The organism is Pseudomonas sp. RIT-PI-q (genome assembly GCF_001297125.1).
Taxonomy (GTDB): Bacteria; Pseudomonadota; Gammaproteobacteria; order Pseudomonadales; family Pseudomonadaceae; genus Aquipseudomonas.
The window spans coordinates 1-21,681 of sequence record NZ_LHPC01000048.1 but is presented as its reverse complement, the minus strand read 5'-3'; the positions used below and the strand labels follow the sequence as shown (position 1 = coordinate 21,681).

Below are 21,681 nucleotides of genomic sequence, written 5' to 3'. Positions count from 1 at the left end.
GGAAAACCAGCACCGTCTATGACGAAAAGGCTTACTTGCAGGCATTAACGCGGCGTGGATCAACGCTGGTAGTGGCGCCGATGGAGGTGGTCACAGGTTGACGGACAGGCTCAGGGCGTGAGGGGGCGGTGCGTCAAAATCAACAGCACAGCGGCCTGCAGGCCGGCCTGATTTCAAACACACACGTTTCCCCTGTAGGAGCTGGCTTGCCAGCGAAGGTCGTTAACGATGACGTGTTTTAACAGGATAACCGTGGCGCATTTGAGTCCTTCGCTGGCAAGCCAGCTCCTACATTGAGCGTGTGTGGCCGCCTATTCATTTCGTACACCAAAATCCCCTGTAGGCGCTGGCTTGCCAGCGAAGGTCGTTAACGATGACGCGTTTTAACAGGAAAACCGTGGCGCATTTGAGTCCTTCGCTGGCAAGCCAGCGCCTACATTGAGCGTGTGTGGCCGCCTATTCATTTCGCACACCAAATCCCCTGTAGGAGCTGGCTTGCCAGCGAAGGTCGTTAACGATGACGTGTTTTAACAGGATGAACGTGGCGCCTTTGAGGCCTTCGCTGGCAAGCCAGCTCCTACAGGGAAAGGCGGTCGCACACGGTCAATGTAGGAGCTGCCGAAGGCTGCGATCTTTTGATCTTGCCGTTGCTTTGCTTCAGATCCGCCCCCCCTGTCCAAGTACAGCCTCACGCCCACCCCTCAAGTCGCAACGTGGCCCGCACCAACCGCTGTTCCTCCCCTTCAATCTCCTTGAGGTTTTCGCAAATGCTTTGAATATGCGCAATGGCCGCCTTGCGCGCCTGCTCCGGCATACGGCCGGTCACGGCGTTGTAAAGGCGCGCATGGTGACGGTCGATCTGCTTTTTTTGCGTTTCCCGGTGATAGAGATTGTTGACCGAGGCAAACACCGTGTTCAGCAGTAAATCGGTCAGCGATCGCAAGGTCTGCACCAGCACCGGGTTATGCGAAGCCTCGCAAATCGCCAGGTGAAACGCATGATCGAGCCGCGCATGGGCGGACGCATCCAGCGAACGGCTGTGCGCATCAAGCAACGCATCATAGGCGCGAGTGATCAGAACAAAATCAGCGTCCGTCCCGCGCAGAGCCGCCAAGCGCGCAGATTCGCCTTCAAGCAAACTGCGCACCTCGAACAAATCGTAAAGCGTTCGTGGCTGCGAGCTGAACAAGTGCATCAGCGGCGACGCAGCACCATGCCCCGAAAGGTCGGCCACGAATGAGCCCTTGCCCTGCTCCGTCTTGATAATCCCGCGAGCGCGCAACAGCTTCAGGCCTTCGCGAAGTGCGGTGCGGGAGACGCCAAGTTTTTCCGTCAGGCGCCGCTCCGATGGCAACAGCTGCCCGGTCTTGAGTACCCCGTCGACAATCAGGCGCTCTATTCGCTCACAGACCACGTCTGCAACTTGTGGATTACGGGTCACCGTTGCATTGTCCATCGAACTCTCCAACTGGTATGACCAGTCTCAACAGCAAAACCGTACAGACTCAAACACAAACATAACCAACTGTTTTATTTGAATATTTTTACAAAATTAAAAAACGACCGCGTAAAAAACTGGTTCGACCAGCCAAACAACGCATAGACAGTAGAACGCCTCGGGCCAATGATGCAAGTCAGCTGCATACGCAAACAGACCCTCTAATAAAAACAACCGAGTGTCGTGCACCGATGAACATTCTCTACGACGAACGCGTTGACGGTGTCTTGCCTGACGTCGACAAAAGTGCACTGCTGCAAGCGCTGCACACGCAATGGCCGGATCTGGAAGTCCTGCATCAGCAGGAAGAGCTCAAACCGTACGAATGCGACGGACTCTCGGCGTATCGCACCACGCCCATGCTGGTGGTGCTGCCGCGAACCATCGAACAGGTTCAAGGCGTACTGCGCCTCTGCCATGAACGGCAGGTGTCGGTCGTCGCTCGCGGCGCCGGGACCGGTTTGTCCGGTGGTGCGCTGCCGTTGGAAAAAGGCGTGCTGCTGGTGATGGCGCGCTTCAACAACATCCTCCATATCGATGCCGCCGCCCGCACCGCCCGCGTCCAGCCGGGCGTTCGTAACCTGGCGATTTCCCAGGCCGCCGCGCCGTTTGGCTTGTACTACGCGCCGGACCCTTCCTCGCAGATCGCCTGCTCTATTGGCGGCAACGTGGCGGAAAACGCCGGTGGCGTGCATTGCCTGAAGTACGGACTGACCGTGCACAACCTGCTCAAGGTCGACATCCTCACCGTCGACGGTGAACACCTGACGCTGGGTTCTCAAGCCCTCGACTCACCGGGTTTCGACCTGCTGGCGCTGTTCACCGGCTCCGAAGGCATGCTCGGCGTCATCACTGAGGTCACGGTCAAACTGCTGCCCAAACCGCAAACCGCCAAGGTGTTGCTGGCGGCGTTCGATTCCGTGGAAAAGGCCGGTCGTGCGGTCGGCGACATTATTGCCGCCGGGATCATTCCGGGCGGTCTGGAAATGATGGACAACCTGGCCATTCGTGCCGCTGAAGACTTTATCCACGCTGGCTACCCGGTCGACGCTGAAGCCATTTTGCTCTGCGAGCTCGACGGTGTTGAGGCGGACGTTCACGATGACTGCGACCGCGTGCGCCAGGTGCTGGAACAGGCCGGCGCCACCGAAGTGCGTCAGGCCAGGGACGAGGCTGAACGCGTGCGTTTCTGGGCCGGGCGCAAGAATGCCTTTCCCGCGGTGGGTCGCCTCTCACCGGATTATTACTGCATGGACGGGACGATCCCGCGCCGCGAATTGCCCGGCGTGCTGCACGCGATTGCCGCGTTGTCGGCCGATTACGACCTGCGGGTGGCCAACGTTTTCCACGCCGGTGACGGCAACATGCACCCGCTGATTCTGTTCGATGCCAACCAACCCGGTGAACTCGATCGCGCCGAAGCCCTGGGCGGCAAGATCCTCGAATTGTGCGTGAAGGTCGGCGGCAGCATTACCGGCGAACATGGCGTGGGCCGCGAGAAAATCAATCAGATGTGCGCGCAGTTCAACAGCGATGAGTTGACCGTGTTCCATGCCGTCAAAGCCGCGTTCGATCCAAGCGGTTTACTCAACCCTGGCAAGAACATTCCCACCCTGCACCGCTGCGCCGAGTTTGGCGCGATGCACGTCCACATGGGTCAGATGCCCTTCCCTGAACTGGAGCGTTTCTGATGCGCAGTGAACACGATATCGATGACAGCGGCGCGCTACTGGAGCAGGTCAACCGGGCGCTGGAAAACGCCACGCCGCTGCGTATCCAGGGTTCCAACAGCAAGGCGTTTCTGGGGCGCATTGTGCCGGGTGAAGTCCTCGACACGCGCTCGCACCGGGGCATCGTCAGCTACGACCCGACTGAACTGGTGATCACCGCCCGCTGCGGCACGCCATTGGCAGAATTGTCTGCGGTGTTGGACGCGGCACAACAGATGCTGCCCTGCGAACCGCCCTCCTTCGGTGACGACGCCACGGTGGGCGGGATGATCGCCAGCGGGCTCTCGGGGCCGCGCCGCCCGTGGTCGGGCTCCGTACGCGACTTCGTCCTCGGGACGCGGGTCATCACCGGGCACGGCAAGCATTTGCGCTTCGGTGGCGAGGTCATGAAAAACGTTGCCGGCTACGACCTGTCGCGGTTGATGGCCGGCAGCTATGGTTCGTTGGGCCTGATCACAGAAGTCTCGCTCAAGGTCCTGCCCAAGCCGCGTCAATGCTTGAGCATCAGCCTGGACATCGACAGCGATCGCGCCTTGCTACGCCTGGCGGAATGGGGCCAGCAGCCGCTGCCGATCAGCGCCGCGTGTCACGACGGCCAACGCCTGCACCTGCGGCTCGAGGGTGGCGAAGGCTCGGTGGCTGCCGCCCATGACCGCTTGGGCGGCGAGTTGCTGGACGCTTCGTACTGGGCCGACCTCAACGAACAGCGCTTGAGTTTCTTCGATGAGGACCAGCCGCTTTGGCGCCTGTCGTTGCCGAACAACACCGCGAAACTGTCCCTGCCCGGTCGCCAACTGATTGACTGGGGCGGCGCCCAGCGCTGGCTCAAATCCAACGCCGAAGCGGCCTTCATCCGCAAGGTCGTCGAAGAGGTCGGCGGGCATGTGACCTGCTACAGCCACGGCTTGATCGACAGCCCGTTCCAACCGTTGCCGGCCGCGCTGATGCGCTACCACCAGAACCTCAAGCAACAACTCGACCCCCGGGGCATTTTCAACCCCGGGCGCCTGTACGCGGAGCTTTGACCCATGCAGACAACCCTGAGCGAACACGCCCGCCAACTGCCCCGCGCCGAAGAAGCCGAAAGCATCCTGCGCACTTGCGTGCACTGCGGTTTCTGCAATGCCACCTGCCCGACCTATCAATTGCTCGGCGATGAACTGGATGGCCCGAGGGGCCGCATTTACCTGATCAAGCAAGTGCTGGAAGGCAACGAAGTCACACAGAAAACCCAGCAGCACCTGGATCGCTGCCTGTCGTGCCGCAATTGCGAAACCACCTGCCCCTCCGGCGTCGACTACCACAACTTGCTGGACATCGGCCGGGCGGTGGTCGATGCGGCGGTGCCGCGATCACTCGGCCAGCGACTGTTGCGCGAGGGGGTACGTGCGGTCGTGCCCAATCCGGGACTGTTCAAAGGGCTAGTCAGCAGTGGTCAGATTTTCCGCGCCTTGCTGCCCAATACCCTGCAAGTGAAATTGCCGCGCAACGTGCATCCGCCGAAGCCACGTCCGACCATTCGCCACACCCGGCACGTGCTGATGCTCGAAGGCTGCGTGCAGCCGAGTCTGTCACCGAACACCAACGCGGCCACCGCACGGGTACTGGATCGCCTGGGAATCAGCGTGACCCCGGCCAGCGAAGCCGGTTGCTGCGGCGCCGTGGATTATCACCTCGATGCGCAGGCTGCTGGCCTCGATCGCGCTCGCCGCAACATTGACGCGTGGTGGCCGAGCATTGAGAACGGTGCCGAGGCGATTGTGCAAACCGCCAGCGGTTGTGGCGCGTTTATCAAAGAGTACGGCCACCTGCTCAGCAATGATCCGGCGTATGCCGACAAGGCAAAAAAAGTCAGCGCGCTGGCCAGGGACCTGGTTGAAGTGCTGCGCGACGAGCCGCTGGACAAGCTCGGCGTAGAGAGCTGCCAGCGTCTGGCGTTCCATTGCCCCTGCACCTTGCAGCACGCGCAAAAACTCGGCGGCGCCGTCGAAGCGATTCTGACGAGCCCAGGCTTTAACCTCACCGCCGTTCCTGACAGCCCCCTGTGCTGCGGCTCGGCGGGCACCTATTCGATCACCCAACCCGAACTGCCCCGGCAACTGCGCGACAACAAGTTGAACGCGCTGGAGAGTGGACACCCCGAAGTCATTGTCACCGCCAATATCGGCTGTCAGTCGCACCTCGACGGCGCAGGCCGAACCCCTGTCCGGCACTGGATCGAACTGGTCGAAGCCGCGTTGCCTTAACCGAACCCTGGAGAATTCCGATGAAAAGCAAAGCCGTACTGAGCCAGACCGAAGTCAGCCAGATCCTCGCTGCCGCACGCACCGAAGCGCAGAACAACCAGCGGGCCGTGACCATCGCGATTGTCGCTGACGGCGGCCATCCTCTGGCCCTTGAACGCCTCGACGGCTGCGCCCCGATTGGCGCCTACATTGCCACCGAAAAGGCCCGCACCTCGGCGTTGGGTCGGCGTGAGTCGAAGGGCTATGAGGACATGGTCAACGGCGGTCGCCATGCCTTTTTGTCGGCGCCGGTGCTGACCTCCCTTGAAGGGGGCGTGCCGATCATCGTCGACGGCCCGGTGATCCGCGCGGTCGGCGTGTCCGGGGTCAAGGCCGGGCAGGAGGCACAAGTGGCCAAGGCCGGCGCGCAATGCCTGAAATGAACTGAACGTGACGCTGTCAGCGCTCGATAAACACGTGTGATGGAGATACAAAAGTGACCGATTTCGTTAACTGCCATGGCCTCAAGGTCGCGCCTGTCCTGCAGCGTTTCGTTGACTCGGACGTGTTGCCGGGAACCGGCCTGGATGCGCAAACGTTCTGGGGTGGTTTCGCCGCGATGGTGCATGAACTGGCGCCGATCAACCGCGCGCTGCTGGCTGAACGGGATCGCCTGCAAACCGAACTCGACACCTGGCACCGTGCACACCCGGGCCCGGTGACCGACATGCCGGCATACCGCGATTTCCTCAGCGGCATCGGCTACCTGCAACCACAACCCGAGAACGTGAACGTCAGCACCCATAACGTCGATACCGAGATCAGTGTGCAGGCCGGGCCGCAACTGGTGGTCCCCGCCGTCAATGCTCGATACGCGCTGAATGCGGCCAATGCCCGCTGGGGCTCGTTGTACGACGCCCTTTATGGCACCGACGTGATCGCCAATGACGTCGGCGCCGAGCCGGGTCGGGCTTACAACCCCGTGCGCGGCGCGAAAGTCATCGCTTTTGCACGGGCGTTTCTCGATCAGGCGTTCCCGTTGAGCAGCGGTTCCCATGTAGAGGCGTCGCGTTACGGCATTGAAGGTGGTGCGCTGCAAGTCACCCTGAATGACGGCAGTCAAACCGGTTTGGCGAATGCCGCGCAGTACATCGGCTACCAGGGCGCGCTCGCGGACCCCACGGCCATTCTGCTGAAAAACAACGATCTGCACGTCGAGATCCAGATCGATCGGCAGAGCGTCATCGGCCAGGCTGACGCTGCCGGCGTCAAGGACCTGCTGATCGAAGCAGCCCTCTCGACCATCATCGATTGCGAAGATTCGGTGGCGGCAGTCGACGCCGATGACAAGGTTCAGGTGTACCGCAACTGGCTGGGCTTGATGAAGGGCGACCTGAAGGAAGACCTGGAGAAAAACGGTAAAACCATCACTCGACGTCTGAACCCGGACCGTGAGTACACCGCCGCCGACGGCAGCTCACTGAAACTGCACGGGCGTTCGTTGCTGTTCATCCGCAACGTCGGGCACCTGATGACCAGCCCGGCCATTCTCGACGACAGCGGACTGGAAATTCCTGAGGGCATTCTCGACGGTGTCATCACCAGCCTGATTGCCTTGCATGACCTGCAACGCCAGGGCAATTCCCGAACCGGCAGCGTCTACATCGTCAAACCGAAAATGCACGGCCCTGCCGAAGTGGCCTTCGCCGAGCAGTTGTTCAGCCGCATCGAAGACTTGCTGCAGCTCGAACGTCATACCCTGAAAATGGGCATCATGGACGAGGAGCGGCGCACCAGCGTCAACCTCAAGGCGTGCATTGCGGCGGCATCCTCACGGGTCGCGTTCATCAATACCGGCTTCCTCGATCGCACCGGCGACGAGATGCACAGCGCCATGGAAGCCGGCCCAATGTTGCGCAAGGGTGACATGAAAAGCACCGCGTGGATCGAGGCCTATGAGCGCAGCAACGTGCTGGCGGGCCTGGATTGCGGACTGCGCGGGCGGGCGCAGATCGGTAAAGGCATGTGGGCCATGCCGGACCGCATGGCCGACATGCTCCAACAGAAAGTCGCCCATCCCAAGGCTGGCGCGAACACCGCGTGGGTGCCCTCGCCGACCGCCGCTACGCTGCATGCGCTGCATTACCACCAGGTCAATGTACGCTCGGTGCAGGAGTCGCTTGAAACAACAGACTTCAGTGGCGTCAGCCGGGCACTGCTGGACGGTTTGCTCAGCGTGCCAGTCGTCAGCGTACCGACCTGGTCGGCCGATGAGATTCGTCAAGAAGTCGAAAACAACGCGCAAGGCTTGCTGGGGTATGTGGTGCGTTGGGTCGAGCAAGGCATCGGCTGTTCGAAGGTGCCGGACATCCATAACGTAGGCCTGATGGAAGACCGCGCGACCCTGCGTATTTCCAGTCAGCACATGGCGAACTGGCTGCGGCACGGGGTGATCACCAAAGACCAGACGCTCGAGATTTTGCAGCGCATGGCGCGGGTCGTCGATGAGCAGAACGCGGGGGACCCGCTGTACAAACCCATGGCGCCGGACTTTGAGCAATCCGTTGCGTTCCAGGCAGCTTGCGCGCTGGTGTTCGAGGGCTGCGCGCAACCCAATGGCTATACCGAACCGCTGCTGCATAAATTCCGGCTTGGGTTTAAACAGCCGAGGGCATAAATAAAGGGGTGTGTAGGAGCGAGCTTGCTCGCGAAGGACGTGAGGGCGACGCGATTATCCAGGAGCGCGCGTTATCGTTATCGTCCATCGCGAGCAAGCTCGCTCCTACAAAGGGCAGCATCATCGGGCTGAGGCTGTTTTTTTGTAAGCGACTACGCTCGATAGTTGTCGCTCACATTGTCGAGCCTGCAGCGCCACCGACCCGTCCAGAAGGAAACGCACAGATGCCCCGTCTCACTGCGAAAGACTTTGCCCCGCAACTACTGGAACTCTACGACTACTACGCCCACGGCAAGATCAACCGGCGAGAGTTTCTCGATCGGGCGGCGTTGTTCACGTTTGGCGGTATGACGGCCGGTGCATTACTGGCCGCGCTGAGCCCGAACTATGCGTTGGCCGAACAGGTTGAATTTACCGACCCGGACATCCTCCCCGAATACATCACCTACCCCTCACCCAAGGGCAACGGTCAGGTCCGTGGTTATCTGGTGCGCCCGGCGAAAGCCACCGGCAAGGTCCCGGCGGTGGTGGTCGTGCATGAGAATCGTGGGCTCAACCCCTACATCGAAGACGTTGCCCGGCGCCTGGCCAAGGCTGGTTTCATTGCCCTCGCCCCCGATGGGCTGACCTCGGTCGGCGGTTATCCCGGCAACGATGAAAAAGGCAAAGAGCTGCAACTGACGGTCGATCCTGAAAAGCTCATGAACGATTTTTTTGCCGCCATTGAATGGCTGATGAAACATGACACGACCACCGGAAAAGTCGGCATCACCGGGTTCTGCTATGGCGGCGGTGTCGTCAATGCCGCGGCCGTGGCCTATCCGGAACTGGGTGCGGCGGTGTCCTTTTATGGCAAGCAGCCGGAGGCCAAGGATGTCCCCCGAATCAAGGCACCGGTGATGCTGCATTACGGCGAACTGGACACCCGCATCAACGAAGGCTGGCCCGCCTACGAGAAGGCATTGAAAGCCGCCGGCAAGACCTACGAGGCTTACATCTACCCCGGCGCCAACCACGGCTTCCACAACGACTCCACGCCTCGATACGATGAAGCCGCCGCCAAGCTGGCCTGGGACCGCACGCTGGGGTGGTTCAAAAAATACCTGGCTTAGTCGACTGATCGGATCGGGGATAGACAGCGGTTACCCAGCCAGGCTCAAGGGCAACCGCTATCCATTTTGCAGCGGTGGTTACTTCGGTTGCGCCACGGTGCGCAAGTAAGGTTTCACCGTCTTGAAGCCTTCCGGGTACTTCTTGCGCGCATCCTCGTCGGAGACCGAAGTAGGAATGATCACGTCGTCGCCCGGACGCCAATTCACCGGGGTAGCGACGGTGTGTTTGGCGTTCAGTTGCAGCGCATCGAGCAGACGCAGAACCTCATCGAAATTGCGCCCGGCGCTCATGGGATAGATCAGCATCGCCTTGATCTTCTTGTCAGGCCCCACGATGAACACCGACCGCACGGTAGCGTTGTCCACGGCAGTGCGCGAGCCGCCACTGGCGTTCGGGTGAATCATGTCGTAGAGCTTGGCCACCACCAGGTCTTCGTCGCCGATCATGGGGTAGTTGACCGCATGGCCCTGGGTCTCTTCGATGTCTTTGGCCCAGTCCTTGTGATTCCCGACCGGATCGATACTGAGCCCGACGATCTTGGTGTTGCGTTTGTCGAACTCAGGCTTGAGTCCGGCCATATAACCGAGTTCAGTGGTGCATACAGGCGTGAAGTCCTTCGGATGCGAGAACAGGATCGCCCACTTATCGCCAATCCACTCGTGGAAGCGGATCTGGCCTTCAGTGCTTTCGGCGGTGAAATCCGGTGCTTCATCGCCAATACGAATTGCCATGTTCGATCTCCTTGCAGTGACTGATAGGGAAGCCGTCAGAGCGCTGACTGCTGTTCCAACGGCATGCTGTGTTCGGCGTTGAGCCTGTCAACGCCGATCAAGTATAGGAGACGTTCGAGAAAAGGCTGGAACCGACACCAAAAGCCACCACGGAAGGCTCCCCCTGGTGAATCCCCCCAGCCCAATCACGCCAATCCTGGCGGATTCGAAATACTGGCGTATTGCCGTTGTTCAGCCATCATTGTTTGAATTCAGAAAACTTAATGGTTGAGAAGGATGAACATGATGAGAGGGTTGCTGGGGATTGCATTCGTGGTAGCCCTCGGAGGCTGCTCTGGAAAAATTATCAACCAGGCAGTTGCGCCCGATAAGTGCCTGACCGACCAATGTGAAGGCATTCTTTATTACCGGCAGGAGGTTGTAACGGTTACCTACGTTCAAGACAAAATCCTGGGTAAGGATAATGTTTTAACGCACTTCGCCGGAGCACAAGACCCTAAACTGAAATGCGAGCCAATGGTGGTCGAAGAACGCAGGATGACTTCTGCATTGAAACCAAGCCGGATCTACTACGAGCCCGGGGTACTGGAGACATCGAAGTTCAGCGTCAGTCTCACCACCAATGGCAACCTGGCAGGTGTTGGCGCGGACTCCACGCCTGGAGCAAAGATGGCGGCAGATGTACTGGCTTCTGTTGTTTCGTCAGCGGCTCAATTGAAGGACAAGAAAATTCTTAAAATACCGTCCAAAGACGGACTCAATTTTGACTCTGGGCTTCCATTTTGTAACGCCGGTCAGATTCCAATTTCAGAAACGCGAGACCAGCGCGTTCCACCTGCTGTACCTGCACCCAAGCCGGATCCGTGCAGCGGCCCATATATTGGCGACTGCAAATAATCATGCTGGGCTTGACGAAAAATCATCGAATGCAAGTAACACAGCAAAGACGGAACGCGGTGGGGAACTCCCTTTCATTGCTTATCATCAGGGGCGCCGCGTCCCGTCTTTCGGGGCGTACATTCATTTATCCATCACATCGTCCGCCCAACTGATGGCGGCAACGACCGTTGGGAAACCGATCGTGCTGGTCAGTGCAATCAGCGTGTGATGAATCTGCTCTTTCGTCGCGCCCGCCTCCAGTGCCCGCCGTGCATGACTGTGCACCGCGCCTTCGGAGCGGATGGCCGCGGCGGCTCCGAGCTGGATGAGCTGCACCACTTTCTCTTCCAATGGCCCGGCATGACGCACCGCCGTGCCCAAGGCCTCCACTGCAGTCAGGTAATCCGGGTATTGCAGTTCGAGGCGTTGGTACGTATTGAGCGCTTTCTTCTTTGCCATCTTTTTCTCCGCACTAGAGGCTTCGATTACCGAAACTTGCGTATACCAACAGTAGGCTAAGCTTAGTGCAGCTTATTGCCCATGATGCTCGCGTCTGCAGGTTTTGGTTTTTTCTGGAGAGCGTCTGCAACAGCTATCTCAGATCAGGCCCAAACAATTCACGCAGGACTACGTGATGACCGAGCCCCTCCTTAGTTTTGACCAACTGAAACGTGCCGCCGCATCCGGCGAAATTGATACCGTGCTGGTGTGCATGGTCGACATGCAAGGCCGACTGGTCGGCAAGCGCTTCCAGGTCGAGTTTTTCATCGACAGCGGCCACGAAGAAACCCACTGCTGCAACTACCTGTTGGCCGACGACATCGACATGGAACCCGTGCCGGGTTACGCCGCCGCCAGTTGGAGCAAAGGCTATGGCGACTTTGTGCTCAAGCCCGACATGGCCACGTTGCGACGAGTACCCTGGCTTGAGTGCACGGCACTGGTGCTCTGCGATGTGCTCGATCACCACCACCGGCGCGACCTGCCGCACAGCCCAAGAGCCATTCTGAAAAAGCAGATCGAGCGCCTGCGTGAGCGCGGCTATACCGGCATGTTCGCCTCGGAACTGGAGTTCTATCTGTTCGACGAGAGTTACGAGGCCATCCACGAACGCAACTACCACAAGCCGAAGACGGCCGGTCACTACATCGAGGATTACAACATCCTGCAGACCACCCGCGAGGAACCGGTGTTGCGGGCGATTCGCAAGCATCTGCAGGCGAGCGGCATTCCCGTGGAAAACTCCAAGGGTGAATGGGGGCCGGGCCAGGAAGAAATCAACATTCGTTATGCCGATGCCCTGACCATGGCTGACCACCACGTCATCATCAAGCACGCCTGCAAAGAGATCGCACAACTGCAAGGCAAGGCGATCACCTTCATGGCGAAGTGGCGCTATGACGCTGCCGGTTCCAGCAGCCACATCCATAATTCGCTGTGGGACAAGAACGCCAAGAAGCCGCTGTTCTTCGACGCCAAGGCTGAATTCGGCATGTCGAAGTTGATGCGTTCCTGGGTCGCCGGGCAGCTCAAGTACGCCAACGACATCACCTGTTTTCTCGCGCCGTACATCAACTCGTACAAGCGCTTTCAGGCCGGCACGTTTGCACCGACCCGGGCGGTATGGAGCCGCGACAATCGCACCGCAGGCTTTCGTCTGTGCGCCGAAGGCAGCAAATCAATCCGTATCGAATGCCGCATCGGCGGCGCCGACCTCAACCCTTACCTGGCCTTCGCCGCTTTGATTGCGGCGGGCCTGGCCGGCATCGATGAGAAGCTCACCCTCACCCCACCCTTCGAGGGCGATGCCTACGTCGACGAGCACTTGCCTGAAGTGTCGAAGACCCTGCGCGATGCGTGCAGCGCACTCAAGGCTTCGACCATGTTGCGCGAGGCGTTCGGTGATGAAGTGATCGACCACTACGTGCACACCGCCGAATGGGAGCAGAAGGAGTACGACCGGCGGATCACCGACTGGGAACTGCAGCGCGGTTTTGAGCGTTATTGAGAGCACCATGAAAGAGCCTATTCAACTCATCTCACCGGTCGATGGCCGGGTCTACGCCAAACGTCAGTGCGCCGATTTCGTGCAGATCGAGCAGGCACTTGCGGATGCTGAAACCGCCCAGGCGCAATGGAAACGTCGGCCTTTGAGCGAACGCGCGGCTTTTTGCAGCGCCGCGGTGGACGCGATGCTCGCCATGAAAGATGAAATTGTCCCGGAGCTGGCCTGGCAGATGGGCCGCCCGGTACGCTTTGGCGCAGGCGAACTGCGCGGATTCGAAGAGCGTGCCCGGCATATGATCGCCATTGCGCCAGAGGCGTTGGCAGCCATCGAACCCGCGCCTGTCGAAGGTTTTAGACGCCTGATCAAACGTGAACCGCTGGGTACGGTGCTGGTGGTCGCCCCGTGGAATTACCCTTATCTGACGGCAGTCAACACGATCATTCCGGCGCTGATGGCCGGCAACAGCGTCATCCTCAAACACGCTTCGCAAACACTGCTGGTCGGTGAGCGTTTCGCCGAGGCCATGCGCCGCGCCAATTTGCCTGAAGGGCTGTTCCAGAACCTGGTGCTCAGTCATCTCTGGACCGAGATGATGATCCTCACTGGAAAGGTGCAGCAGGTGAATTTCACTGGCTCAGTCGACGGTGGCAAGGCCGTTGAAAGCGTCGCTGCCATAAAACATTTCATCGGCGTAGGCCTGGAGCTCGGCGGCAAAGACCCGGCCTACGTTCGGGCGGACGCCAATCTTGAGCATGCGGTGGAAAACCTGGTGGACGGCAGCTTCTTCAATTCCGGGCAAAGCTGCTGCGCGGTCGAGCGTATCTACGTCGATGAGAAAATCTACCCGGCGTTTGTCGAGCGCTTCGCCGCCCTGACTCGCCAATACGTGCTCGGCAACCCACTGGATGAAGCCACCACGCTTGGCCCGCTGGTGTCGCCGAGCGCCGCTGACTTCGTCCGGGGCCAGATCGCCGAGGCGCTGTCAAAAGGCGCGAAGGCACTGATTGATCCGCAGACCTTCCCCGCCGACGTGCCGGGCAGCGCCTACCTCGCGCCGCAGGTGCTGATCGACGTCACCCACCAAATGTCGGTCATGCGCGAGGAAAGCTTTGGCCCGGTGGTCGGGATCATGCCGGTGGCCAGCGACGACGAAGCCATCGCCCTGATGAACGACAGCGAGTTCGGGCTCAGCGCCTCGATCTGGACGCAAGACCTCGCCGCCGCCGAACGCCTGGGCAACGAGATCGACACCGGCACGGTGTTCATGAACCGCTGTGATTATCTGGACCCGGCGCTGGCCTGGACCGGCGTTAAGAACAGCGGGCGCGGCGTGACGTTGTCGCGCCTGGGCTACGAGCACCTGACCCGCGCCAAATCCTTCCACCTGCGCCACGAGATCTGAGCCATGAGCCTGACGGGAAACTGGAATTACCCCACGAGCATTCGTTTCGGTGTCGGCCGCATCAGCGAGCTGGCCGAGGTCTGTCGCAGCCAGGGTATCCAGCGACCGCTGCTGGTCACCGACAGCGGCCTGGCGCGGGCCCCGATCACCACGACAGCGCTGGACGCCATGCGTGACGCCGGCCTCGGTGCTGCGCTGTTTTGCGACCTCAAGCCCAATCCGGTCGAGGCCAACCTGGCAGGCGGACTTGAGGCCTGGCGTGCCGGCAAACACGATGGCGTGGTCGCCTTCGGCGGCGGCAGCGGGCTGGACATGGGCAAGCTCATCGCGTTCATGAGTGGCCAGACCCGGCCGGTGTGGGATTTCGAAGACATCGGCGACTACTGGACACGCGCCGACGAAAGCCGGATCGCCCCGATCATCGCGGTGCCAACGACGGCGGGCACGGGCTCGGAAGTGGGCCGTGCGGCGGTGATCATCGACGAGCGCACCCACACCAAACGCATCATCTTCCACCCGAAAATGATGCCGCGCGTGGTCATCAGCGACCCGGCCCTGACCGTCGGCATGCCGGCCAAAGTCACCGCCGGCACGGGCATGGATGCGCTTTCGCACTGCCTGGAAGCGTACTGCGCCCCCGGTTTTCACCCTTTGGCCGATGGCATCGCGGTGGAAGGCATGCGCCTGGTGGCCAACGCCCTGGTCCGCGCCGTGCACACGCCCTCCGACCTTGAAGCGCGCGCGCAAATGCTCGCGGCGGCAGCCATGGGCGCCACGGCCTTCCAAAAAGGCCTGGGCGGCATGCACGCCCTTTCGCATCCGGTGGGCGCGTTGTATGACACCCATCACGGCATGACCAACGCCACCTTCATGCCCTACGTATTGAAGTTCAATCGCCCGGCCATCGAAGAACGCATCACACGTCTGGCGGCTTATTTGCGGCTGCCCTCCCCCGGCTTCGACAGCTTTCTGGCCTTCGTCCTGAAACTGCGCAAGGACATCGGCGTACCGCACACGCTGGTTGAACTGGGCGTGGATGATCAGCAAGCCGATCTGATCGCCGACATGGCCATTGTCGACCCGTCTGCCAGCGGCAACCCGCTGCCATTGACCAAGGCCGGCGTGACCGAAATTTTTCAAGCCGCTTATCACGGCCGTCTGTAGGAGCGAGCTTGCTCGCGATGGACTCAAGGACGCCGCGTTTAGTCAGTAAGCACGCGTGATCGTTGACGTCCATCGCGAGCGAGCTCGCTCCTACAGAAAACCAAGGTCGAGCCTACGGCGGCTCAGTTCGGCCTGTATGAAAACCTGAGAAGGGGCACACAACATGAAGCCAGCAAGCCAGCCCGGCACCAGCGCGTCGCACGACGATGACGTCAAGGTGCTGCACAGCATGGGCTATGCCCAGCAGCTCTCGCGACGAATGGGCGTTTTCTCCAACTTTGCGATTTCCTTTTCGATCATTTGCATCCTCTCGGGTGGCATCAACTCACTCGCCCAGGGCACCTCGGGCGCGGGCGGCGCGTCAATCGGCATCGGCTGGCCGATCGGCTGCCTGATCTCCGGGGTTTTCGCTATGGCCATGGCGCAGATTTCCTCGGCCTACCCCACCGCGGGTGGTCTGTATCACTGGGGCTCGATTCTCGGTAATCGCTTCACTGGCTGGCTAACCGCGTGGTTCAACCTGCTGGGATTAGTGACTGTGCTCGGTGCGATCAACGTCGGCACCTATTACTTTTTCTTCGGCGCCTTCGGACCGGCCCTGGGCATGGAAGATACGACCACGGTCAGGGTGATTTTTCTGGCGATCCTGACCGGTATCCAGGCTTTGTGTAACCACCTGGGTATCGGTCTGACGGCCAAGCTCACCGACTTCTCGGGTTACCTGATTTTCGCTACCGCGCTCGCGCTGACCATCGTTTGCCTGATCTCGGCGCCCAGCTATGAGTTCGCCCGGCTATGGACCTTCGGCAACTATTCCGGCGAGGCTGGCGGCAATGTCTGGCCGCAAGTTTCCGAAGGCTGGATCGTCATGCTCGGCCTGCTGCTGCCGATCTACACCATCACTGGCTATGACGCTTCTGCGCACACCTCGGAGGAGACCCGCAACGCGGCGATGTCGGTGCCTCGCGGGATGGTCATGTCGGTGGTCTGGTCGCTGCTATTCGGTTGGGTGATGCTCAGCGCGTTTGTGCTGATGCTGCCGAACATGGATGAGGCGGCCAAGCAAGGCTGGAACGTGTTTTTCTGGGCGATGAACACTCAGGTCAACCCGACAGTGAAGCTCGCACTGTACGTGGCGATTTTCATCTCGCAGTTCCTCTGCGGATTGGCGACCGTGACTTCGGTCTCACGCATGATCTTCGCGTTCTCGCGTGATGGCGGGCTGCCATACTCGAAAGCACTGGCCTCAGTCTCGCCGACCTATCGCAGCCCGGTGGCGGCTATCTGGACCGGCGCCACCCTCGCCGTATTGTTCGACTGGGGCTCGTCGGTGATCTCGGTCGGTGCAACGCCGGTCTATACGATCGTCGTCTCCTGCACGGTGATCTTCCTGTTCTTCTCTTTCATCATTCCCATCGTGCTGGGCCTGTTTACCTACGGCACCGCGAAATGGCCGACCATGGGACCGTGGAACATGGGGCGCTTCTGGTACTCGGTGTTCTCCGTCCTCTCGATCCTGTCGATGGTGATCATTTTTGTCATCGGCATCCAGCCACCGAACGATTGGGCGCTGTACATCACCATTGGCTTTCTGGTGCTGACGGCGATCGTCTGGTTCGGTTTTGAAGCCCGACGCTTCCAGGGGCCGCCGATTGGCGACATGATCGTCAAGCGCCAGGCGGAAATTGCGGCGGCTGAAGCGGCGTTGAATAAACAGGCCGGGAGCTAAAAACACAACCGTGTAGGAGCAAAGCTTGCTCGCGAAGAGGCCATCACAGCCAACATCGATGTTGAATGTAAGGCCGTCTTCGCGAGCAAGCTTTGCTCCTACAGGGGGACGTTCCCACGCTCCGCGTCACCCGTGCGTCTTGGCAGCCGTCCCTCAGTCAGCGCGGCTGCAACAGCGAGGAACTCGCCCGCACCTGCAACTGCGGCGCAAGGATGATCGACTCTGCGGGCTCGCCCTTGATGCGCTTGAGCAGCAACTCCACCGCGTGCCGTCCCATCTGTGCCATCTGCAGGCGCACGCTGGTCAGTGGAACGATGAGCTCATTGGCCAGCGGGATGTCGTTGAAGCCGACGACGGCAATGTCCTTGCCCGGCTGCAAGCCTTTGTCGCGGGCGGCGCCCATCAGGCCGATGGCAAGGAAGTCGTTGACCGCGAAAAACGCCTGAGGGCGTGGGTTGAGCCCCAGCAGATATTCGCCTTGCTGGTGTCCGGTGTGACTGTCAAAAGGACCATTAACGATCCACTCTGGGCGCACGGCCACGCCTTGCTCACGGTAATAGCGAATGAACCCGCGTGTACGGTCAGCGCCGGTGGACGCATGCCGCTCTCCCGCCAGGATCGCCACATCGCGACAACCCAGTTGATACAAATGTTCGGCCGCCAACCAGCCGCCCAATTCGTCGTCGCTGGCCGCCGCGAGGTGCCCTGCAATCTGGCGGCTGACCAGCACGTAGGGGATGTGCTTGCGTGCGAGCAGATCAAGTAGAGGCTGGTGTTCACCCACGTGCGAGTCACCCACGATCAACCCGGCCACCGAGCGGCGCAAGGCGTGCTCGGCGCGGGCCATTTGGCGCGGTTGCAAGTCGTCGGTATTGGAGACGAACGTGAGGTAGCCGGCCTCTTCGGCCGCGCTGTCGATGCTGTCATAAATGGTCGCCATCACCAGATCGGTGAGGCGTGGCATGAGCACGCAGATCTCCTGACTTTTGCGCAATTTCAGATTGGTGGCCTGGGTGTTCGGCCGATAATCCAGCTCTTTGGCGAGCGCGCGGATGCGCTCCACCACCGTGGCCGACGCCGCCCGCTCGACCTCGGCCGGGTCGCCATTGAGCACCCGCGACACCGTGGAGACGTGCACCCCGAGTGCAGTCGCCATGGACTTCAGGGTGGCGGGTCGAGATTCATTCGGCATGTTTGAGCGTCTTCCACCGTGCATTAATCAGCGCGCGATTCTACCTCAACCGCAACCTCTTCCCGAGAAAAAAACCTCTACCCAAACGATTGACTAAAACTTTTTCCGTCTCTACATTTCGTTGACCCAAACGTTTGGGTAAAACAATAAAAATACGCCGGACGCGGCCGACTTTTTGACTTCTGCCATCATTTTGAAGAGTCAGATCCCTATGAAGAGCGCAGCTATTCCGTCTTTCCGCTACCAGATTTTCTTCCTGATCATGCTCATGGCACTGCTCAACTACATTGACCGTGGCGCGATTGCCTATGCCTCGGCGAGCATTCTTCCGGAGTACGGTTTCGACAAGGCCGACTGGGGCAAAGTCCTGGGTTACTTCGGGTACGGCTACATCCTCGGGGCGTTGATCGGCGGCATCCTGGCCGACCGCTTTGGCGCCAAGCGCATCTGGTTGATTGCGGGTGCCACCTGGTCGGTTTTCGAGATCGGCACCGCGTTTGCCGGTGACCTCGGGCTGGCCTTCATGGGGGGCTCGGCCATGGCCGGCTTCGCCACAATCCGCGTGCTGTTCGGCTTTGCCGAAGGCCCGGCCTACTCGGTGATCAACAAGAGCGTGGCCAACTGGGCCACACCCAAGGAGCGCGGCTTCGTGGTCTCGGTCGGGCTGCTCAGCACACCGTTGGGCGCGCTGCTTACCGCCCCGGTCGCGGTCGGTCTGCAAACCCTGACGGGCGGCTGGCGCAGCATGTTCGTGGTGCTGGGCGTGGTCAGCCTGGCGCTGCTGATTTTCTTCATGACGCGCTTCACCAATACCCCCGATGAAAACCCGCGAGTGTCCAAGGCCGAGCTCGACTTCCTGCGACGTGAACGCGCCGCCGCAGCCAATGCTTCAACCCCGACCACCAGCGTTGCGCCGGTATGGCATTTCTTCAAGAACAAGGACCTGATACTCAATGCGGTCGGTTACTTCTCGTTCGTCTACGTGACGTTCCTGCTGCTGACCTGGACCCCCAAATACCTGCAGGACGAGTTCCACTACAACCTGTCGTCGCTGTGGTACATGGGCATGATTCCGTGGACCGGCGCCTGCTTCACCGTGCTATTGGGCGGCAAGATCTCCGACCTGCTGTTGCGCCGCACCGGCAACCTGAAGGTCGCACGTAGCTGGCTGGCCGCGACCTGCCTGCTGTTGACCACGCTCTGTTTCATATTGGTATCGCAGGCCCAGACCGGGTGGGGTGTGATTGCCCTGATGACCCTGGCCAACGCCCTCACCGCGTTGCCCAACTCGGTTTACTGGGCCGTGGTGATCGCCACCGCGCCGCCCAACCGCGTCGGCGCCTACAGCGGCATGACCCATTTCCTCGCCAACACCGCTTCGTTCATCGCGCCCATGCTCACCGGTTACCTGACCGTGCGTTACGGCTATTCGTCGATGTTCGTCGCAGCGGCGGTCGCCACCGCACTGGGCATGAGCGCGATGCTGATGGTACGTCCCGGCAGTCGGCAAACCCGCCCTTCCCCTTTACCCGCAGCCGTTTGATGGAGTTGTTCGTATGAGCCTGGCGAAGCCTGTTCACGTTGGATCTTTTTTTGCTCAATCGGTCGTCGCGCTGGCCGAGCGTCTGCGCGCGGGTAGCCTGACAAGTGTCGAGCTGACCCAAGCCGCCCTGGACAGCATCGAGCGCCTGAACCCGATTTTGAACGCCTTCGTTCATGTCGATCCGCCCGTGGCGCTGGCCCAGGCGCGCAAGGCTGATGAGCTGTTTGCTCAGGGCCTGGACCTCGGCCCGCTGCACGGCATACCGGTGGCGGTCAAAGACAATATCGACACGGTCGACCATGTCACCACCTACGGATCGGCGCATTTCGCAGGCTTCAAGCCGAGCCGCGATGCGCTGTGCGTGCAACGCCTGCGCGAGGCGGGTGCGGTCATTGTCGGCAAGACCTTGACCCACGAATTCGCCTACGGCCCGACCGGCGACCGCTCGCTGCAGGGCGCGGCACGTAACCCGTGGGATGCCAGCTGCATCACTGGCGGCTCCAGCGCCGGCAGCGCGGCGGCGGTGGCCAGCGGCATGGTGCCGCTGGCGTTGGGCACCGACACTGGCGGGTCGATCCGCATTCCGGCAGCGTTATGCGGCGTGGTCGGCTTCAAGCCATCGTTTGCCAGCGTGCCGGTGGAGGGCGTGTTCCCGCTGGCGTCGAGCCTCGACCACGTGGGCTCGATCGCCAACTACGTCGAGGATGCGCGCCTGCTGTTCGAAGTGGTGGCTGGGCGGGTGTGTGCGCCGCAGAACAACCCTCGACCGTTGCGGGTTGGCTGGATCACCACCGGCAGCTTCGGCCCGGTCGATGCCGAACTGGATCGGCAGGTTTACCAGGCGGCGCAGCAGCTGTTTGGCGAGGCGCTACAGGACACTGCGGAACTGGTGCCGCTGGCGGCCGAAATGAAAGACACCTTGCTGATGCTGCAACGCGCCGAGGCCTTCAATGTGCATGCCGAGCGCATGCAGGAGGCACCGCACACGTTCGAGCAAGAGGTGCGCGAGCGCCTCGAATTGTCACGGGAAGTCCGGGGCTGGCAGTACATCCGCGCACAGGCGAGCCAGGTACGGCTCAAAGCGGCGATGGCGCGTTTGTTCGAGCACTATGACTTCCTGGTTTCGCCGAGCGTGCCGATTACCGCGACAGCCGTCGACGCGCGCGAGGTCCGGGTGGGTGAGCAGAATCTCGATGTGCGCGCCGCCCTGCTCAGCCACACCAGTGCCTGGAACCTCACCGGGTTGCCTGCGATCAGCCTGCCGGTGGGGCTGGTGCGGAAAATGCCGGTAGGCCTGCAAGTGATTGCCGCCGCGGGAGAGGATGATCGTTTGCTGCGGGTCATGGCGCAGCGATTCGTACGCGACTAACGAACCAGCAGCAACACATCCCCTGTAGCAGCTGGCGAAGCCTGCGTTCGGCTGCGCAGCAGCCGTGAACCCTGAGTGCGCGGTGGGTCTGACGCACCGCACAGGCTGACTTTACGACTGCTGCGCAGCCGAACGCAGGCTTCGCCAGCTGCTACACGGATCGCGTTCTGGCTTGATTGATCGGTGTGCCGAGTGAAGACATGACGGCTTCACTGGCGAAAATATCCGCGGCAAACGAGCCAGCAGCGGCACATCCCCTGTAGCAGCTGGCGAAGCCTGCGTCCGGCTGCGCAGCAGTCGTAAACCCTGAGTGCGCGGTAGGTCTGGCGCACCGCACAGGCTGACGTTACGACTGCTGCGCAGCCGGACGCAGGCTTCGCCAGCTGCTACAGGGGTTGCGTTTTCGATACCCGTCACCTGC

The 21,681-nt window shown here is 60.8% G+C and carries 17 protein-coding genes; 13 read left to right on the top strand and 4 right to left on the bottom strand.

Translation table 11 applies throughout. From position 1 onward, the window contains the following. Nucleotides 1–688 precede the first annotated feature (688 nt). The gene (gene glcC / locus AEQ67_RS25145) at nucleotides 689–1,456 is read right to left on the bottom strand and encodes a transcriptional regulator GlcC (protein WP_059406490.1); all 768 of its coding nucleotides are present in this window, start codon (nucleotides 1,454–1,456) and stop codon (nucleotides 689–691) included. A gap of 233 nt (nucleotides 1,457–1,689) precedes the next feature. Between glcC and glcD the strand changes: the two genes are divergently transcribed. The 6 genes from glcD to yghX all read left to right on the top strand — a co-directional run bounded on the left by glcD (nucleotide 1,690) and on the right by yghX (nucleotide 9,242). Beyond that, a complete protein-coding gene (gene glcD, locus AEQ67_RS25140) occupies nucleotides 1,690–3,189 on the top strand; it encodes a glycolate oxidase subunit GlcD (RefSeq protein ID WP_059406489.1) in 1,500 nt (499 codons plus the stop codon). Then, complete coding sequence (gene glcE, locus AEQ67_RS25135) at nucleotides 3,189–4,253, top strand: glycolate oxidase subunit GlcE (protein ID WP_059406488.1); 1,065 nt, start codon at nucleotides 3,189–3,191, stop codon at nucleotides 4,251–4,253. The genes glcD and glcE overlap by 1 nt, the downstream gene beginning before the upstream one ends. A 3-nt stretch (nucleotides 4,254–4,256) precedes the next feature. Next, entirely contained in the window at nucleotides 4,257–5,474 is a 1,218-nt protein-coding gene (gene glcF / locus AEQ67_RS25130; RefSeq protein ID WP_059406487.1) for a glycolate oxidase subunit GlcF, read from the top strand. Between the two features lie 20 nt (nucleotides 5,475–5,494). Then, complete coding sequence (locus AEQ67_RS25125; protein ID WP_059406486.1) at nucleotides 5,495–5,896, top strand: heme-binding protein; 402 nt, start codon at nucleotides 5,495–5,497, stop codon at nucleotides 5,894–5,896. 53 nt (nucleotides 5,897–5,949) lie between these two features. After that, nucleotides 5,950–8,130 carry a malate synthase G gene (locus tag AEQ67_RS25120; protein ID WP_059406485.1) on the top strand — a complete coding sequence of 727 codons (2,181 nt, stop codon included), beginning with the start codon at nucleotides 5,950–5,952 and terminating at the stop codon, nucleotides 8,128–8,130. A gap of 224 nt (nucleotides 8,131–8,354) precedes the next feature. Beyond that, complete coding sequence (gene yghX / locus AEQ67_RS25115; RefSeq protein WP_059406484.1) at nucleotides 8,355–9,242, top strand: YghX family hydrolase; 888 nt, start codon at nucleotides 8,355–8,357, stop codon at nucleotides 9,240–9,242. 78 nt (nucleotides 9,243–9,320) lie between these two features. Here the strand turns inward: yghX and AEQ67_RS25110 are convergent, their stop codons facing one another. Then, nucleotides 9,321–9,974, bottom strand: coding sequence for a peroxiredoxin (locus AEQ67_RS25110; protein WP_059406483.1), 654 nt, complete (start codon nucleotides 9,972–9,974; stop codon nucleotides 9,321–9,323). A 276-nt stretch (nucleotides 9,975–10,250) separates the two neighbouring features. Between AEQ67_RS25110 and AEQ67_RS25105 the strand changes: the two genes are divergently transcribed. Continuing rightward, on the top strand, nucleotides 10,251–10,871 hold the full coding sequence (locus AEQ67_RS25105) for a hypothetical protein (protein WP_152974910.1): 621 nt from the start codon (nucleotides 10,251–10,253) through the stop codon (nucleotides 10,869–10,871). A gap of 123 nt (nucleotides 10,872–10,994) precedes the next feature. Here the strand turns inward: AEQ67_RS25105 and AEQ67_RS25100 are convergent, their stop codons facing one another. After that, nucleotides 10,995–11,312, bottom strand: a complete 318-nt coding sequence (locus AEQ67_RS25100) for a carboxymuconolactone decarboxylase family protein (RefSeq protein ID WP_059406481.1) — start codon at nucleotides 11,310–11,312, stop codon at nucleotides 10,995–10,997. A 175-nt stretch (nucleotides 11,313–11,487) separates the two neighbouring features. Here AEQ67_RS25100 and AEQ67_RS25095 point away from each other — a divergent pair, with 175 nt between their 5' ends. The 4 genes from AEQ67_RS25095 to AEQ67_RS25080 all read left to right on the top strand — a co-directional run bounded on the left by AEQ67_RS25095 (nucleotide 11,488) and on the right by AEQ67_RS25080 (nucleotide 17,156). Next, the gene (locus AEQ67_RS25095) at nucleotides 11,488–12,861 is read left to right on the top strand and encodes a glutamine synthetase family protein (protein ID WP_059406480.1); all 1,374 of its coding nucleotides are present in this window, start codon (nucleotides 11,488–11,490) and stop codon (nucleotides 12,859–12,861) included. A gap of 7 nt (nucleotides 12,862–12,868) precedes the next feature. Beyond that, nucleotides 12,869–14,263, top strand: coding sequence for an aldehyde dehydrogenase family protein (locus AEQ67_RS25090; RefSeq protein WP_059406479.1), 1,395 nt, complete (start codon nucleotides 12,869–12,871; stop codon nucleotides 14,261–14,263). A 3-nt stretch (nucleotides 14,264–14,266) separates the two neighbouring features. Further along, complete coding sequence (locus AEQ67_RS25085) at nucleotides 14,267–15,427, top strand: iron-containing alcohol dehydrogenase (protein WP_059406478.1); 1,161 nt, start codon at nucleotides 14,267–14,269, stop codon at nucleotides 15,425–15,427. Nucleotides 15,428–15,590: 163 nt separating this feature from the next. Continuing rightward, nucleotides 15,591–17,156: an amino acid permease gene (locus AEQ67_RS25080; protein ID WP_059406477.1), complete on the top strand. Its 1,566-nt coding sequence runs from the start codon at nucleotides 15,591–15,593 to the stop codon at nucleotides 17,154–17,156. 157 nt (nucleotides 17,157–17,313) lie between these two features. Here the strand turns inward: AEQ67_RS25080 and AEQ67_RS25075 are convergent, their stop codons facing one another. Beyond that, on the bottom strand, nucleotides 17,314–18,348 hold the full coding sequence (locus tag AEQ67_RS25075; RefSeq protein ID WP_059406476.1) for a LacI family DNA-binding transcriptional regulator: 1,035 nt from the start codon (nucleotides 18,346–18,348) through the stop codon (nucleotides 17,314–17,316). Between the two features lie 211 nt (nucleotides 18,349–18,559). Here AEQ67_RS25075 and AEQ67_RS25070 point away from each other — a divergent pair, with 211 nt between their 5' ends. Then, entirely contained in the window at nucleotides 18,560–19,891 is a 1,332-nt protein-coding gene (locus AEQ67_RS25070) for an MFS transporter (RefSeq protein ID WP_059406475.1), read from the top strand. A gap of 13 nt (nucleotides 19,892–19,904) precedes the next feature. Further along, nucleotides 19,905–21,260: an amidase gene (locus AEQ67_RS25065; RefSeq protein WP_059406474.1), complete on the top strand. Its 1,356-nt coding sequence runs from the start codon at nucleotides 19,905–19,907 to the stop codon at nucleotides 21,258–21,260. Nucleotides 21,261–21,681: the final 421 nt, after the last annotated feature.